13 protein-coding genes are annotated in these 15,685 nt (G+C 66.9%); 6 read left to right on the forward strand and 7 right to left on the reverse strand.

All coding sequences use genetic code 11. The features are described from left to right. Nucleotides 1-185 precede the first annotated feature (185 nt). The 4 genes from IEY14_RS13215 (at nt 186) to IEY14_RS13230 (ending at nt 4,786) form a co-directional block, all read left to right on the forward strand. Nucleotides 186-1,175 (forward strand): autoinducer 2 ABC transporter substrate-binding protein, encoded by a 990-nt coding sequence (locus IEY14_RS13215; protein ID WP_188909133.1) that lies wholly within the window; start codon nt 186-188, stop codon nt 1,173-1,175. A 79-nt stretch (nt 1,176-1,254) separates the two neighbouring features. After that, entirely contained in the window at nt 1,255-2,742 is a 1,488-nt protein-coding gene (locus IEY14_RS13220; RefSeq protein WP_188909135.1) for a sugar ABC transporter ATP-binding protein, read from the forward strand. Between the two features lie 14 nt (nt 2,743-2,756). Then, the gene (locus IEY14_RS13225; protein WP_188909137.1) at nt 2,757-3,743 is read left to right on the forward strand and encodes an ABC transporter permease; all 987 of its coding nucleotides are present in this window, start codon (nt 2,757-2,759) and stop codon (nt 3,741-3,743) included. Nucleotides 3,744-3,757: 14 nt separating this feature from the next. Further along, nucleotides 3,758-4,786, forward strand: coding sequence for an ABC transporter permease (locus IEY14_RS13230; RefSeq protein WP_188909138.1), 1,029 nt, complete (start codon nt 3,758-3,760; stop codon nt 4,784-4,786). Nucleotides 4,787-4,795: 9 nt separating this feature from the next. On the opposite strand, the gene mtnA is transcribed toward IEY14_RS13230, so the two are convergent. From mtnA to IEY14_RS13260, 6 genes are all read right to left on the reverse strand, one after another. Further along, nucleotides 4,796-5,902, reverse strand: a complete 1,107-nt coding sequence (gene mtnA / locus IEY14_RS13235) for an S-methyl-5-thioribose-1-phosphate isomerase (protein WP_188909141.1) — start codon at nt 5,900-5,902, stop codon at nt 4,796-4,798. Further along, a complete protein-coding gene (mtnK, locus tag IEY14_RS13240) occupies nt 5,899-7,170 on the reverse strand; it encodes an S-methyl-5-thioribose kinase (protein ID WP_373288972.1) in 1,272 nt (423 codons plus the stop codon). The genes mtnA and mtnK overlap by 4 nt, the downstream gene beginning before the upstream one ends. A 617-nt stretch (nt 7,171-7,787) precedes the next feature. After that, on the reverse strand, nt 7,788-8,813 hold the full coding sequence (locus IEY14_RS13245; protein ID WP_188909143.1) for a rhamnose ABC transporter substrate-binding protein: 1,026 nt from the start codon (nt 8,811-8,813) through the stop codon (nt 7,788-7,790). A gap of 83 nt (nt 8,814-8,896) precedes the next feature. Further along, a complete protein-coding gene (locus IEY14_RS13250; protein ID WP_188909145.1) occupies nt 8,897-9,871 on the reverse strand; it encodes an ABC transporter permease in 975 nt (324 codons plus the stop codon). Further along, nucleotides 9,871-12,438, reverse strand: a complete 2,568-nt coding sequence (locus IEY14_RS13255; protein WP_188909147.1) for an ATP-binding cassette domain-containing protein — start codon at nt 12,436-12,438, stop codon at nt 9,871-9,873. The genes IEY14_RS13250 and IEY14_RS13255 overlap by 1 nt, the downstream gene beginning before the upstream one ends. A gap of 552 nt (nt 12,439-12,990) precedes the next feature. Further along, nucleotides 12,991-13,416, reverse strand: coding sequence for a winged helix-turn-helix transcriptional regulator (locus IEY14_RS13260; protein ID WP_188909150.1), 426 nt, complete (start codon nt 13,414-13,416; stop codon nt 12,991-12,993). Nucleotides 13,417-13,498: 82 nt separating this feature from the next. Here IEY14_RS13260 and IEY14_RS13265 point away from each other — a divergent pair, with 82 nt between their 5' ends. Beyond that, nucleotides 13,499-14,230 (forward strand): SDR family NAD(P)-dependent oxidoreductase, encoded by a 732-nt coding sequence (locus IEY14_RS13265; RefSeq protein ID WP_188909151.1) that lies wholly within the window; start codon nt 13,499-13,501, stop codon nt 14,228-14,230. Between the two features lie 205 nt (nt 14,231-14,435). Here IEY14_RS13265 and IEY14_RS13270 read toward each other — a convergent pair whose 3' ends face one another. Continuing rightward, a complete protein-coding gene (locus tag IEY14_RS13270) occupies nt 14,436-15,029 on the reverse strand; it encodes an NADPH-dependent FMN reductase (protein ID WP_188909152.1) in 594 nt (197 codons plus the stop codon). A 73-nt stretch (nt 15,030-15,102) separates the two neighbouring features. Between IEY14_RS13270 and IEY14_RS13275 the strand changes: the two genes are divergently transcribed. After that, nucleotides 15,103-15,507 carry a winged helix-turn-helix transcriptional regulator gene (locus tag IEY14_RS13275; RefSeq protein WP_244639466.1) on the forward strand — a complete coding sequence of 135 codons (405 nt, stop codon included), beginning with the start codon at nt 15,103-15,105 and terminating at the stop codon, nt 15,505-15,507. The last annotated feature ends 178 nt before the right edge of the window (nt 15,508-15,685 follow it).

Below are 15,685 nucleotides of genomic sequence, written 5' to 3' on the forward strand. Positions count from 1 at the left end.
CGGTGCGGCACCGTTGATTCCCGCTGGCGGACGGGTGTCGCTTCGGCGACGATCGGTGCGGGAACGGGAATTCGAGAAGGACGCGTCCGATGCGGGAAGGGCATCGGACACCGTCGTCGCCGCGAGCGGGAGGCTCCGGGGGGCGACGGCGCGGCAAGCCCCAAGAACAATCGGGAGGAACAGGCATGTCCAGGAAGTTCGCTTACATCGCCGGTGCGGCGGCGCTCGCCGTCACCGCCGTCCTCGGCAGTGCCGAGGCGCAGGACAAGAAATACACCATCGCCACGGTGGTGAAGATCAGCGGCATCCAGTGGTTCAACCGCATGGAGGAAGGCGTCAAGAAATTCGCCGCCGATACGGGCAACAACGCTTATCAGGTCGGCCCCGCCAAGGCCGACGCGCAGCTCCAGGTGCAGATCATCGAGGACGCGATCGCGCAAGGGGTGAACGCCATTGGCGTCGTGCCCTTCTCGCCGGAAGCCGTGGAACCGGTGCTGAAGAAGGCGATGGACGCCGGGATCACCGTAGTCTCGCACGAGGCCTCCAACATCCAGAACGTCCAGTGGGACCTCGAAGCCTTCCGCAACGAGGCCTTCGGCGCGCATTTCATGGAAAAGCTCGGCGCCTGCATGGGCGGCAAGGGCGAATATGCCGTCTTCGTCGGCTCGCTGACCTCGAAGACCCACAACGAATGGGTGGACGGCGCGATCGCCTATCAGAAGGAGCATTTTCCCGACATGAAGCTCGTCGGCTCGAAGAACGAGACGGCGGACGACCAGCAGCAGGCCTATGCGAAGACGCAGGAACTCCTGCGGGCCTATCCGAACGTGCGCGGCTTCCAGGGCAGCGCCTCCACCGATGTCGCCGGCATCGGGCTCGCTCTGGAGGAGCGCGGCATGGCGGACGACACCTGCGTCGTCGGCACCACGCTGCCCTCCATCGCCGGACAATATCTGGAGACCGGCTCGGTCGACATGATCGCCTTTTGGGACCCCTCGCTCGCCGGCTACGCCATGAACAAGCTCGCGGTCATGCTGCTCGAGGGCAAGCAGCCGACCGACGGCATGGATCTCGGCATTCCCGGCTACGAGAAGGTGAAGATCGAGGGCAAGGTGATCTACGGCCAGGCCTGGGTCGACGTCACCAAGGACAACGCGAAGGACTATCCGTTCTAGGCGCGAAGGAACCGCAATCCCGGCCGGGTCGCCACGCCCGGCCGGGCTTTCGCATCGTCTCCTGCCCGCAAGCGTCCCCATGTCCCGTTCTTCGTTCATCCGGCTCGACGCCCTGTCCAAGTCCTTTGCCGGCGTCCAGGCGCTTCGCGGCGTCAGCTTCGCCATCGAAGCCGGCGAAGTCGTGTGCCTGGCCGGCGAGAACGGCAGCGGCAAGTCGACGCTGATCAAGATCCTGGCCGGTGCCGAGAAGCCCGATGCCGGTACGATCGGCATCGATGGCGCAGATGTCGCGGCGCTCGATCCGCGGGCTTCGGTCGCCCACGGCATCCAGGTCATCTTCCAGGATTTCTCGCTCTTCCCGAACCTTTCGGTCGCCGAAAACATCGCCTTCAGCGCGGAACTCGGCTCGAAGCGCCGGCTCGTCGCGCGGCGGCGGATGCGCCGGATCGCCGAGGAGGTGCTTCAGCGCATCGCGGTCGACATTGATCTCGACCGCCGCGTCGAAACCCTGCCCGTCGCCGACAAGCAGCTCGTCGCCATCGCCCGCGCGCTCGCGCTGAACGCGCGCCTCGTCATCATGGACGAGCCGACCACCGCCTTGACTGAGCGCGAGGTGCGCTCGCTGCTCGGCATCATCCGGCGGCTGAAGGCTTCCGGCGTCGCGGTGCTCTTCGTCAGCCACAAGCTCGCCGAGGTCTTCGAGGTCTGCGAGAAGATCGTGGTGATCCGCAACGGCGCGGTCGTCGCCGATGCGCCGGCGACGGAGTTCGATCTCGGCTCGCTCGCCTTCCACATGACCGGCCGCCGTTTCCCGGAGACCTTTCCGGCGCCCGCCCATGGCGGCGACCGCATCCTCGAAGTGGAGGGTCTTTCGCGCGAGGGCACGCTCCACGATGTCGGCTTCGCGCTCCGTCGCGGCGAAGTCCTCGGCGTCGCGGGGCTTCTCGGCTCCGGCCGCACCGCGCTCGCCAAGGCGCTCTTCGGCCTCATGCCGGTGGATCGCGGCACGGTGCGCGTCGAGGGGCGCGAGGTGCGGTTGCGCTCGCCCGCCGAGGCGGTCGCGGCTGGCATCGGCTATGTCCCCGAGGACCGCCTGACGGAAGGGCTGTTCCTGTCGCAGTCGATCGAGCGCAACGTCTCGGTCGGCCGGCTCGACGCCTTCGCCAATGCCGTCGGCGTTCTCGACCGGCCGGCACTCGGGCGCGAGGCCGCCGGCTGGCTCGCTGAGTTGACCGTCGCCGCGCCCGATCTCGGCGCGCCCGTCAAATCGCTGTCCGGCGGCAATCAGCAGCGCGTCGTCCTCGCCCGCTGGCTGGCCGGCCGGCCGAAGATCCTCATTCTCAACGGCCCGACCGTCGGCGTCGATATCGGCTCGAAGGCCGACATCCATGCCGTCATCGCCTCGCTCGCGGCGGACGGGCTTGGCATCGTGGTGATCTCCGACGACCTGCCGGAACTCATCGCCTGCTGCCACCGCATCCTCGTCATGAAGGCCGGCCGCATCGTCGATGAGATCGGCGCCGAACGGATCGGCGAGCAGGAGCTGGCGGCGAGGCTCGCATCGTGAAGGGGAAAGCGTTGATGCGCGTCGATTGGGCCCGCAACGAGACTCTGGTCGCCGCGGTGATCCTCGTATTCTGCGCGGTGGCGACGGCGTCCGATCCGAACTTCCTGTCGCTGACGACGCTCTTCGATCTGCTGCGCAATTCCATCGTCACCGGCATCTTCGCGATCGGCGTGCTGCTCGTCCTCGTCTCGGGCGGCATCGACGTGAGCTTCACCGCCATCGCCGCCTTCGCGATGTATTCGACGACCCTCGTTCTCGTCGGCGCCGGCGTGCCGGTTCCCTGGTATGCCGCCTTCGCGCTGTCGATCCTGATCGGCGCCGCGCTCGGCCTCGTCAACGCCGTCTTCATCGCCGGCTTTCGCCTGCCGACGCTGATCGTGACGCTCGGCACCCTGTCGGTGATCCGCGGCTTTCTCCTCACCTTCGTCGGCTCGAAGCTGATCTCCAACATCCCGCCCGGCATGCGCGACTTCTCGCGCCTGATGATGATCCGCGGGACGACGGAGGCCGGCTATTTCTACGCCCTGCCCTGGGCCTTCGCGGCGCTCGTGCTCGTCGTCGCGGGCACCTGGTTCCTCCTGCACCGGACGCTTCTCGGCCGCCAGATCTTCGCGCTCGGCGGCTCGATGGAGAGCGCGCGGCGCATCGGCATCAATGTCCGCAGCATCCAAGTCTTCGTCTATGTCTATGTCGGCGCCCTGTCCGGCCTTGCCGGCATCATCCACGCCTCGCTGGCGCGCGTCGCCAATCCCTTCGATCTCGTCGGCCTCGAACTGTCGGTGATCGCGGCGACGGTGCTCGGCGGCGCCCGGCTCGCCGGCGGCACCGGCACCATCACCGGCACGCTTCTCGGCGTCGCCCTCATCGTCCTCGTTTCGAACAGCCTGATCCTGCTCGGCATCCCCTCGACCTGGCAGAGCGTGGTGATCGGCGCCCTGATCCTCGTCGGCACGGGGCTTCCGGCCTATCAGGCGCGCCGCGCCGCGTTGCGAGCCGGATAGGCAGGAAACCGGATATGGACAGTTCCGCGCCCCAGAGCGCCCCGCCCTCCCCGCCGCCCGCGACGCGCCGCCGCAGCTTCCTCGCCTCGGATATCGTGCGCCTCTCGATCCTGACCGTCGCGATCTTCGCGCTGATGGCGGCGCTGGCGCCGGCGCGCTTCCTGTCGGCCGGCAATCTCGGCTCGATGGCCTTTCAGTTCCCCGAATTCGCGATCCTTGCCCTGGCGATGATGCTGGCGATGCTGACGGGCGGCATCGATCTCGCGATCATCGGCATCGCCAACTTGTCGGCGATCGTCGCCGCGCTCATCATGGCGGCGCTGGCGGGGCCCCAGGGCACGGGGGCCGTGGCCGGCTTCGCGATTCTCGTCGCGGTCCTCGCGTCGCTCGGCGTCGGCGCGCTGGCGGGTCTCTTCAACGGCATCGCCATCGGCGTCTTCGGCCTGCCGCCGATCCTCGCGACGCTCGGCTCCGGCCTCGTCTTCACCGGCCTCGGCGTCGCGATCACCGGCGGCAGCGCCGTGCTCGGCCTGCCTCCCGCCTTCGCCGTGGTCGGCAACGGCTCGCTTGTCGGCATTCCCGTGCCGCTGATCATCGTGTCCGTGCTCGGCATCCTCGTCGCCCTGATGCTGGAGCGCACGGCGCTCGGCCTGAAAATGCGGATGTTCGGCACCAACCCGTTGGCGGCGCGCTTTGCCGGCATCGACGACGTCGGCTTGACGGTGCGAACCTATCTCATGTCCGGGATGCTCGCGGCGGCGGCGGGCCTCGTCATCATGAGCCGGGCGAATTCCGCCAAGGCCGATTACGGCTCGAGCTATCTCCTGCTTTCGATCCTCATCTGCGTCCTTGGCGGGATCAATCCGTTCGGCGGCTTCGGCCGCGTGTCGGGCCTCGCGCTCGCCGTCCTCTCGCTCCAGTTCCTGTCGAGCGGCCTCAACATGCTGCAGGTGTCGAACTTCGCCAAGGAACTGATCTGGGGTAGCCTGCTTCTCGGCGTCATGGTCGCGAGCAGCGTCCAGTTCCGCCGAAAAGCAGGCTGAGTCTCCGTCTCAGGGCGAGCGGCCGGCCTTTTCGGGGAACAGCCGGGCGATGCCTTCGGGCGAGGCTTCGGCGATGCCGCGCTCGGTGATCAGCCCGGTGATGAGCCGCGCCGGGGTCACGTCGAAGGCCGGATTGCGTGCCGGCGTCAGGTCCGGCGACACGCGCACCTGCGCGATCTCGCCGCCCTCCGTACGCCCCCAGACGGACGAGACCTCCTCGCCCGGCCGTTCCTCGATCGGGATTTCCCGCACGCCGTCGCGCACCGTCCAGTCGATCGTCGGCGAGGGCAGGCCCACATAGAAGGGCACGTTGTTGTCGCGGGCCGCGAGCGCCTTCAGATAGGTGCCGATCTTGTTGCAGACGTCGCCATCCGCCGTGGTGCGGTCGGTGCCGACGATCACCATGTCGATCTCGCCATGCTGCATCAGGTGCCCGCCGGCATTGTCGACGATCAGCGTGTGCGAGATGCCGTGCCCCGCCATTTCCCAGGCCGTGAGATAGGCGCCCTGGTTGCGGGGCCGCGTCTCGTCCACATAGACATGGACCGGAATGCCCGCTTCGGCCGCCAGATAGATCGGCGCGGTCGCCGTTCCGTAATCGACGGTGGCGAGCCAGCCGGCATTGCAATGGGTGAGGATGTTGACCGGCTCGCCGGGCTTCTTGGTCTCGGCGATCCTGCGGATGACCTCCAGCCCGTTGCGGCCGATGGCCCGGCTGAGCTCCACGTCCTCGTCGGCCAGTTCTGCGGCCTTGGCGTAGGCCGCCGCGCGCCGCTCCTCGGGGGGAAGGGCTTTCAGATGGGCCCGCATCGTGTCGAGCGCCCAGCGCAGGTTGATCGCCGTCGGGCGCGTCTCGTGCAGAAGTTCGTAGGCCGCATCGAGCGCCTCGTCGGACGGATCGGCGAGCGTTTGCAGCGCCATGCCATAGGCGGCGGTGACGCCGATCAGCGGCGCCCCGCGCACCCACATGTCGCGGATGGCGACCGCCGTCTGATCGACGCTGGCGAGCGTCGCGACGCGGAAATCGTGCGGCAGCCAGCGCTGGTCGATGATGTCGACCGATTGCCCGTCCTCGTTGAGCCAGATCGTGCGGAAATGCCGGTCGCCGACCTTCATGCGGCATGCTCCTTGCTGATGAGGACCGCCAGGGCGTTCACCTCGTCGATCGAATGGAGGCGGTTGCGGCCGACCGCGATCTGGCGGCCGAAGCGCAGGGCGGGACGCTCGCAGGACGCCCGCCGCGCGGGATCGGCGATGGTCTCGAAATCGGCATTATGCGCGAGCCCGAGAATCCGGCGGTGGATCTCGACGCCGGCGAAGCCGAGGAGATCGACCCAGATGTCGGCGAGAACGCCGTTCAGCGCCTGTTCCGAACCGAGGCTGTCGCCTTGGTCCTCGAAGAGGCTGCGGGGATAGAGGATCCCGTGGCGCTCGCTGTGCCAGAGGCGGGCGAATTCCTCGCGGAACGTCGCCCAGATCTCGTCGATAACGCCGAGGAGATAGGCGCGCATCGCCTCGCGGTCGTCGCCCGTCTCATGGCCGGGCTGCGCGAAGAAGCTCATCCAGAAGTTGGCGAGCAACATGCCGATGTCGAAGGCGATCGGCCCGTAGACGGCGAATTCCGGATCGATCACGCGCGTGTCGCCCTCGGTCACCATCACCGAACCGGTGTGAAGGTCGCCATGCAGCAGCGTTTCGGCCTTGGCCGTAAAGAGCTGCTTCAGCCGCTGGGCCTCGATCTTGAGATCGCGGTCGGCGCGCAGCTCCCGCACCAGCCCGTCGAGCTCCGGCGTCGTATGCCGGTTCAAGGCCGCGTCGAAATAGGGATCGGTGAAGACGAGGCTTTCGGTGATGTCGCAGAGTTCGGCATTGTCCGCGAAGAGCGCAAGATCGGTCTTGCGCTCGCGCGCCGGCATGGAAAAGTCCGAGCCGCGAAACAAGGTGCGCGCGGTGAAGAGACCGAGGTCGCGGCCGATCCGCGGCAGTTGCCGGCCGTCGATCAGGGCGCGGCGCAAGATCACGTGCGGCGACAGGAACTCCATGACGAGGAGGGCCTGCCGCTCGTCGAAATGAAGGACTGACGGAACGGTGCCGGCGCCCGCCCGCCGCTCCTGCCGGATCAGGGCATGATACTCGAAGAACGAGCGCTTCAGGGGCAGCGGCCAGCTTTCCCCGACGAGGCGCACATAGGGCAGCGCCTGTTTCACCACGACCGAACCGACAGGTCCCGAGACGACGAAAACGAGGTTCAGGTTGCCGTCGCCGATCTCGCGCACCCGCCAGTCCGACGCGATCGGCCCGACCCGATCCGCGACGGCCGCGATCCGGCCGAGCCTTTGGCCCACCGTCTCGATATCCAGAGGCTCGAACCGACATGTCATCATGGAATCGTCCACGGCGCGACTTGCTCCCCCATTCCGCTGCCGCCTGAAGTCTTCGAGCCCCCTATTCCATCGGCGTCCTGGAACAGGGTTCGGCGGAACGGCGGGCGCCCCTCCTCGCGGCCGCCCTCGCCGGTCGACGACGATCTCAGCTCAGATGACGGACATCCTGCTTCCCGTAGACGTCTTGGCCAGAAGGGACCGGATGGCCTCCCGGCCCTCGAAGGTGCGGAGATTCCAAGTCGAGGCGACGAGGTCACGCCAGTCGCATTCGTCGCCGAAACGGGCCGTTGCGTCATCCACATCCCGGCGTTCGAGCGATGCCCCGAAGGCATCGATCCACGCCGAGAGGAGATGTCTCGCTCCCGTGACATCCATCAATCCCTCCCTGGCGAGCGAAGCCGCTCACCATATCCTCCAAGTGCCGACTTTCCTTTGCATTTCAGGAAAAGACAAGGTGTCTGCGGCCTGCCACTGCGAGGGGCGCGGATCGAATCGAAGGTACGGAGTTCGCCGAGGCCATGGGGTCGTGAATGCGACGACGCGGTCGCGGGAAGGTCGGCGACGACGAGGCTGGAGCGTCCCGAGGGACGCTCCCAAAGGAGGTTAAGTCCTCCGGCTCAGAACTTGAACTCCTCGACATTTGCGGGAGTCACGATCTTCGCCGGGCCAAGCACCACTTCGCCGGACGGACCGACCTTGTAGTCGCCGAGCCGGCCGGCCGTGAAGGTCTCGCCTTCCTTGCCGGTGACCTTGCAGGAGGCGACGGCCTGGGCGGCATAATAGGTGAGGTAGCCGAGATCCTTGACGTTCCACCAGATGTCCTGGACCGTCCCGGCCTGGATGTATTTCTTGATGAGCGTGGCGGGGGCGAGGCCCGTCAGCTTGATCTTGCCGAGCAGCCCCGCCTGATCCAGCGCCCGCGCGGCGGCGGGCTGGCTGATGCCGGTCGGGCTGATGATGCCCTTGAGATTGGGGAAGGCCTGCGCGAGGCCGAGGGTCTGCTGCTGGCTGACCTGCTCGTTCTCCTGGCCGTAGGCGACCTGGACGAGCTTCATCTTGGCGTATTTCGGGTCCGAAGCCAGCCGCTTCTTCATGAAGTCGATCCAGGCGTTCTGGTTCGAGGCGGTCGGCGTCGAGGAGAGGATGGCGAAGTCGCCCTCGTAGCCGATCATGTCGCCCATCGAAGCCAGCATCATCTCCGCCAGACTGTCGCCGCTCGCCTGGTTGAGAAAGAGTGTGCGCGCCGCTGGCGCGACGTCGGAATCGTAGGATACGACATGGACGCCCTGCTTCATCGCCCGCTTCAGCGCGGGTGCGAGCGCATTGGCGTCGTTGGCCGAGATGGCGATGGCGCCGACCTTCTGCGAGACGAGGTTGTTGATGAACTCGATCTGCGCCTCGGCCGTGTTCTGCGAGGGCGCCTGCTTGATGGCGCTGCCGCCGATCTCCTTCTGCGCCTCCTCCGCGCCGGTCTGGGCGACCTGGAAATAAGGGTCCGTATCGAGCTTCGGCACGAAGCCGACGGTCACCGGCGCGCTGGCGCATTCGGCAGCGGCTGCCGCGCCGCCGGCCAGAAGCAGGCTCGCCAGCGCCAGCGCGGATGCCGATGCGAGGCCCGCCGCCCTTCCTAAAGTTCTTGCCATCTGATCCCTCCCATGGGGTCGTCTTGCGCCGGTTTCTCGTTTCGCGATCGGCGGACCGCCCGGCCTGCGGACCGCCAATTCCGTCATGCGGCGCGCCGCCCCTTCCAGCGTCCGGCGAGCCATTGGCCGGCATTGCCGAGAAGGAGGGTGCCGATCAGAAGCAGGCCGATGGTCATGGCCTGCGCGTCGCCGCCGATCTGCTGAAGCCCGAGGACGTTGCGCACGAGCGCGATGAGCAGCAGCGCCCAGAGCACGCCGCTCAGCCGCCCGCGTCCGCCGAACACGTGGATGCCGCCGAGAAGCACGATGGTGATGACGTCGAGTTCGAGGCCGAGCGCATTGTCGGCGCGCGCATTGGCGACGCGGGCGGTGAAGACGATGCCGGCCAGACCGCAGACGAGGCCGGACGCGACGAAGAGGCCGAACCGGATGCGGTCGATCCGCACGCCGGAATAGAGCGCCGTGTCGGGATTGCCGCCGATGGCATAGATGCGCCGCCCCGTGGCGCTCCGCTGCAGGAGAAGGAAGAAGCAGGGGGCGAGGACGAGAAACGGCAGGATCGTTTCGGGCAGAACCCCGCCGCCCACCGTGTCGATGCCGAAATCGGTGAAGGCGTCGGGAAAGAGATTCACCGAGGCCGGGCCGAGCAGGATGTAGCCGATGCCCCGGAACATCGCGAGCGTGCCGAGGGTCACGACGAGCGAGGGCAGAGCGAGGCGCGTGATGAGCAACCCGTTGAAGGCGCCGCAGAGCCCGCCCGTCGCGAGCGCCGCGCCGAGCGCGAGCGACATCGAGCCGCTGTCCCGCACCACCACGCCGAAGACGACACTGGACAGAGACAGGATGCTGGCGACCGAAAGGTCGATCTCGCGGGCGATGACGAGAAGCGTCATGGGCAGGACGATGAGCGCGCGTTCCGAGACGCCGGCGATCGCCTGGGAGATATTGAACTCGGTCGGGAAGTTGGGCACCGCGACGAGCGCATAGGCGATCAGCGCGAGGCACAGGACTGAGAGAAACGTGTCCCAGCCGAGGAAGCGCAGGAAACCGGGCCGCATCAGGCGATCCTCCGGCCCGCGGCGCCGAGACGCCGCGCGGCATAGGCGTCCACCGTGACGGCGGCGAGGATGACGAGGCCGTAGACCCCCTGGAGCCAGAGCGGATCGACACGGGCCAGCGTCAGGGCGTTCTGGATGACGAGCAGCAGCACGGCGCCGAGCATGATGCCGAGAATGCTGCCCGAGCCGCCGCGCACCGCGACGCCGCCGACGACGACGGTCGCGATCACGGTGAGTTCGAAGCCGATCGCGACGCGCGCGTCGATCGTCGCATAGCGCGATGCCCAGAGCGCTCCGTCGAAGCCGGCGAGAAGTCCCGCCAGGCAGAAGGCGCCGAGCACGAGACGCCCCGCCGCGATGCCGACCAGCGCGGCGCCCTCGGGGTTGGAGCCGACCGCGAAGAGCTGGCGGCCCTTCGGATGGCGCGAGAGAAGAAGGGCGAGCAGCGCCAGGACGACGAGCGCGATCACGATCACGGTCGGGATGCCCGCCAGCCGGCTGCCGGAAAGGTCGAGCCACGCCTGCGGCACCTGGTCGGCGCTGATCTGCCGCCCGCCCGCCCAGATGCTGTTGAAGCCCCGGAACACCGCGAGCGTGCCGAGCGTCACCACGATCGACGGCACGCGGCCGAGCGTCACCACGAGGCCGTTGATGGCGCCGCAGAGAAGGCCTATGGCGCAGCCCGTCAAGATGCCGAGGGCGACGGACGTGTCGGGATAGGCATGCATCACGCTCGCCGAGCCATAGGCGGCGAGGCCGATGACGGAGGCGACCGACAGGTCGATATTGCGCGTCAGCATGACCAGCATCTGCGCGGCGGCTGCGATCATCAATAGCGCCGCATCCATCGTCAGGGCGGTGATGTTGGCGGCGCCGAGGAAATGCGGATTGACGAAGGCCGCCGGGATCGCCACGGCGGCGATCGCGCAGACGAGGCCGAGTTCGCGCCGGGCGAAGATCGAGGCCGTCGCCGAGACCGGCGCCGCCGCCTCGTGCGCGCCGGTGGAAGCGCCCGCGCGGTCGGACACGCTTTCGACGTCGGTCGCGGCGCGGATCACCTGTTCCTGATCGACGCTGCCGGACGCGAAGCTGGCCGTCAGCCGGCCCTCGCGCAGCACCAGGATGCGATCGCACATCCCGATCAGCTCGGGCAGTTCGGAGGAGATCAGCAGGATCGCCATGCCGCGCTCGGCGAGCTCGGCGATCATGGCATGGACCTCGGCCTTGGACTGGACGTCGATGCCCTGCGTCGGCTCGTCGAGAATGAGGACGCGCGGCGCCGTCGCCAGCCATTTCGCCAGCACGACCTTCTGCTGATTGCCGCCGGACAGCGTCTTCACGGGCTGATCGTAATGGTCGAACTTCAGGCGCATCCGCTCGAGCTGTGGGGCGACGCAGGCGATCTCCCGCAGGCGTCGCACGATGCCGCCCGTGCTGGTCCGCTTCAGCACCGGCAGGACGGCGTTGGAAAGAATGGAGAAGTCCATGACGAGGCTCTGCCCCAGCCGGTCCTCCGAGACATAGGCGATGCCGGCGCGCATGGCGTCGTCGGGCCGGCGCAGGGTCACGGGACGGCCGTCGACACGGATCGTGCCGTCATCGGGCCGGTCGATGCCGAAAAGGACGCGGGCGATCTCCGTGCGTCCGCTGCCGACGAGGCCGCCGAGACCGACGATCTCCCCCGCCCGCAGCGAGAAGGCGATGTCGGCGAAGGCGCCCTGGCGCGACAGGCCCTCGACCTCCAGCGCGACCGCGCCGGGCGTGGCGGTGTGCCGGGGATAGATCGAGGTCAGCGGCCGGCCGATCATCAATTGCACCGCCCGGTCGCGCCCCAGGGAGCGGGCCGGCTCCACCGCCGTCACATGCCCGTCGCGCAGGACCGCGATCTCGTCGGCGATGCGGTAGATCTCCTCCATGCGATGGCCGACGAACATCATCGCGACGCCGCGCGCCTTCAATTCGGCGACGACGCCGAAGAGACGATCGACCTCGCGCTGCGACAGGGCGGCCGTCGGCTCGTCCATGATGAGGACCCGGGCGTCGAGCGACAGGGCCCGGGCGATTTCGACGAGCTGCTGCTCGGAAGTGCGCAGCTGTCCGAGCCGGGCGTCGAGATCGCAGCGCAGGCCGACCGCGTCCAGCACCTCGCGCCCATGGCGGCGCATCCGGTCGCCGTCGATCGTGCCGGCGCCCGTCAGCGGCATATGGCCGAGAAAGACGTTCTCCACCACCGACAGATCGGGAAAGAGGCCCGGATGCTGGTGCATCACGGCGATGCCGCGCCGCCGCGCGTCGAGCGGCGACTGAAGATGAATGGGCTGTCCGCCCAGAACCACCTCGCCCTCGTCCGGGCGATGGACGCCGGCGAGAAGCTTCACGCAGGTGCTCTTCCCCGCGCCGTTCTCGCCGAGAAGCGCGAGCACCGAACCGGCTTTGAGATCGAAGGAGACCGACGACACGGCGACGGTGCCGCCGAAGCGCTTGCTGGCCGCTCTCAGGCCGGCAACGGCCGCGCCCGCGGTCTCGGCGCCCGCATCCGCCGAGCCATCATGAGAGGACCGCCTCATGCGGCGCCCTCGGCAGAGGCCTGGAACCAGCGCATCCCGGACTCAAGGGCGTAGCGGAGTGCCGCAGCCGACAGGCATGACGCGTCGCATGCCGAAATCGGCACAGGGCCGCACGGCCATGGCCAATCGCTTTCCATCGATCCCTCCCCAGGGCACTCCCGTTCCCCCCTTCAGATTGCGAAATCAGAAAGAGTTGTCAACGACATTTGTCTATCTGAACCTTCAAATGTGAAAGCTATGCCGACGCGATTAGGGTCTCGATCAGCTCGCAGTTCAACCCCGTCGGATACGGGGCGGAGACAGGCCGTCGGCTCTTGGACGTAACGCCGGCAAAGCTGCCCGTGGAATTCCGAATGGCGAAATCTTCTGCAACTTTAACGAGGCCTGGATCTTCATCGGGAGTCGGAGCCGGCACCAAAACACGCGCCGCCCATATTCCGCCCTCGGCTACAAACCGCCGGCACCCGCCGCTGTGCCGTGGCCGGCTCCGCCACCCCAACCGGCTTCTCCGGCCACCCTGAACGTCGCCGACAAGCCCGCCATGCATTAGCTTTAGCTTTGAACCGGGCCACCTGATGGGGACAGGCCACCATCGGCTCTGACCCGATCGAAGCAGGCACTTGCTCGCTCGATGTCGGGACCATGCGCGAGCGCCCAGGCGCAAAGCGCTTCGAACGGCTGGCGCAACGAGTGACCAAGCGGCGTGATCGCGTATTCAACACCGATCGGCGCTGTCGGCAAAACGGTCCGCGTCACCAAACCGTTGCGCTCCAATCGCTTCAGAGCATCCGCCAGCGCCTTATGCGTGATGCCGTCCAGCCGTCGCTTGATTTCGTTGAACCGCGCCGGCTTGGGACAGAGCACGGTCAGAATCAGAATCGTCCACTTGTCCGCGATCCGATCCAGAATCGGCCGGACGCGGACCATGTCGCCGCATGCCTTTTCCGACAAAAGCGCGAGCTCGGTATCGTCCATCATATCTAGGCTCATCAAAGTGCGTTCTTGCGACTAGATACCCGTCGTATATCTGGATGCCGTCGCTGAACAGGGAGCCTTTGCGATGGCAAGAGTTGAAAACAAAATCGCGCTCGTGGTCGGGGGTGCCAAGGGCATCGGGCTGGCGATCGCGGAGCGCCTGTCGAGCGAAGGGGCAACCGTCTTTCTGACCGGGCGACGGGCCGACGAGGTCGAGGCCGCCGCGCGAGAACTCGGCGGCGATGCTCGCGGTCTTGTCGCGGATGCCGGTGCGCCGGAGGACTTGTCGCGCGTCGTCGCAACTGTGAGGGAAGCGCGGGGGCGCCTGGATCTTCTCGTCCTGAATGCCGGCCTGTCCGAGCCCGCCGCAATTGCGGATCAGACCCTCGAGCATTTCGATCGTCATTTCGCGGTGAACGTCCGTGGAATGGTGTTCGGCCTTCAGGCGGCTCTGCCTGCCATGAGTGACGGCGCCTCGGTGGTCCTGATGGGATCGATTGCGGACGCGATGGGCATCCCGCCCTACAGCACCTATGCGGCCACCAAGGCTTCGGTCCGATCCTATGCTCGCAGTTGGGCCGCCGAGCTGGCGCCTCGAGGGATCCGCGTCAACGTCGTGGCACCGGGCCCGACGGATACGGACATGATGGCGGCTGTGTCCGAAGAAAGTCGTGCGGCGCTGATCGCGCCGATCCCGATGGGCCGCATGGCGCGTCCCGACGAGGTGGCGTCCGCGACGCTGTTTCTTCTGAGCGACGAGGCCAGCTTCATCACCGGTGCCGAACTCTGCGTCGACGGTGGCATGCGACAGGTCTAGCCCGACCGCACCTCTCCGAACGGATCTGCTTCCGACGTCTTCGGCCCGGAAGCGGTCCTCTGGGTACCCACACCGTGGAGCACGTGTCACGAAAGAGGTTGCGGAAACAGGACGTATCTCGGCCTGCCTGCGGCAGGCTTGTTGGAGTGGCCGGCGACCGCGATGTCACTGACGCGGCCGCTCTCTTCGTTTGAGCAGGCGGCTGCTAGGCTGCTGCGGCACGCGCGGTCATGGTCGCTTTGGCCCACCAAACCAGTTCGTCCAACGCAGCTGTCGCCGATGCCAGCAGGTTCGCCTCGATCGTCTCGATCGGCTGCTTACCGAAGTTGGGATGGATCGCCATGAAATCACCTCCACCGATGTGGACGGCCGACTTGGTCGAGACCATTTGCAACTCAATCGCGATCCCGCGCAGATGCTCCAAAGCCCTCGCGGCTCCAGTGCCGCCATAGCCGATTGCGGTGAATGGCTTGCGGTTCCACTCCTTGTAGGCTTGGTCGAGCGCGTTCTTGAGGACGCCGGTGATCGAGTGGTTGTATTCGGCGACAACGAAGATGTAGCCGTCGAACTGCGCGATCCTTTGCTGCCACCGGACAGCCTCGGCGTTTTGACTCGGCGCCCATAGATTGGACGCCGCTTCGTCGAAGAATGGCATGGGGTGGTCGCGCAGGTCCACCACTTCGACATCCATGTCTTCTCGTGCTCGCGCCTGCTTCAACATCCACTGTGCTGGCGTATCGGCGAACCGTGTCGGGCGGGTTGATCCGATGATGAGGGCGATTCTCGGCTTGTTGGCCATCAGTGTCTCGCGTTCAGCAGTTTCTAGAGGTAACCTGCTTACTTCAGGTATTCGGGCGCGAGAAGGAGGCACCTTGCCGACACCAGATAACCACACGGAAACTGCGCCTGCATGCGATGGCGGCGGTAGCGCAGCGTGCGAGCACATCAGCCGGACGCTGGCGCGGATCAGCGACAAATGGTCGATGCTCGTTGTTCGCATGTTGGGGCGAGGACCCTGTCGGTTCAACGCGCTGCGCCGGGAGATCGGCGAGATCAGTCAGAAAGTGCTCGCTTCAACGCTCCGCGACCTCGAGGAGCACGGGTTTGTCTCACGGACGGTCACGCCGGTGACCCCGCCTCAGGTTGAATATGCGCTGACGGATCTGGGTCGCGAGTTCCTCGATCCGGTTAGAACATTGGCGGAATGGGTGATGGCGAACTCATCACGCATGGAGGCGGCGCGCGTCGCCTATGCAGCAAGACGGGCTGGCAACTGATCGCGAAGGAGGATGCGCGATAACGTCCGGGCAGAGCGTACGACGACACCCGCCTGGACGCGGCTATTCCGGAGCGGCCCGGTCGGGGGATCGACATGCACGGCGGTCGCGGAGGATCATGGCGACGGCTGGGCCCGCAATGGACTGGCCGAAGTCGGCGACCTTGACGCAGAAGAGC

The sequence above is a fragment of the Aureimonas endophytica genome (genome assembly GCF_014642635.1).
In the GTDB taxonomy this organism is placed as follows: domain Bacteria; phylum Pseudomonadota; class Alphaproteobacteria; order Rhizobiales; family Rhizobiaceae; genus Plantimonas; species Plantimonas endophytica.

Coding starts and splice junctions, on each gene's coding strand:
- IEY14_RS13215 (WP_188909133.1), top strand. CDS start 186: ATGTCCAGGAAGTTCGCTTACATCGCCGGTGCGGCGGCGCTCGCCGTC.
- IEY14_RS13220 (WP_188909135.1), top strand. CDS start 1,255: ATGTCCCGTTCTTCGTTCATCCGGCTCGACGCCCTGTCCAAGTCCTTT.
- IEY14_RS13225 (WP_188909137.1), top strand. CDS start 2,757: ATGCGCGTCGATTGGGCCCGCAACGAGACTCTGGTCGCCGCGGTGATC.
- IEY14_RS13230 (WP_188909138.1), top strand. CDS start 3,758: ATGGACAGTTCCGCGCCCCAGAGCGCCCCGCCCTCCCCGCCGCCCGCG.
- mtnA (WP_188909141.1), bottom strand. CDS start 5,902: ATGAAGGTCGGCGACCGGCATTTCCGCACGATCTGGCTCAACGAGGAC.
- mtnK (WP_373288972.1), bottom strand. CDS start 7,170: ATGATGACATGTCGGTTCGAGCCTCTGGATATCGAGACGGTGGGCCAA.
- IEY14_RS13245 (WP_188909143.1), bottom strand. CDS start 8,813: ATGGCAAGAACTTTAGGAAGGGCGGCGGGCCTCGCATCGGCATCCGCG.
- IEY14_RS13250 (WP_188909145.1), bottom strand. CDS start 9,871: ATGCGGCCCGGTTTCCTGCGCTTCCTCGGCTGGGACACGTTTCTCTCA.
- IEY14_RS13255 (WP_188909147.1), bottom strand. CDS start 12,438: ATGAGGCGGTCCTCTCATGATGGCTCGGCGGATGCGGGCGCCGAGACC.
- IEY14_RS13260 (WP_188909150.1), bottom strand. CDS start 13,416: ATGATGGACGATACCGAGCTCGCGCTTTTGTCGGAAAAGGCATGCGGC.
- IEY14_RS13265 (WP_188909151.1), top strand. CDS start 13,499: ATGGCAAGAGTTGAAAACAAAATCGCGCTCGTGGTCGGGGGTGCCAAG.
- IEY14_RS13270 (WP_188909152.1), bottom strand. CDS start 15,029: ATGGCCAACAAGCCGAGAATCGCCCTCATCATCGGATCAACCCGCCCG.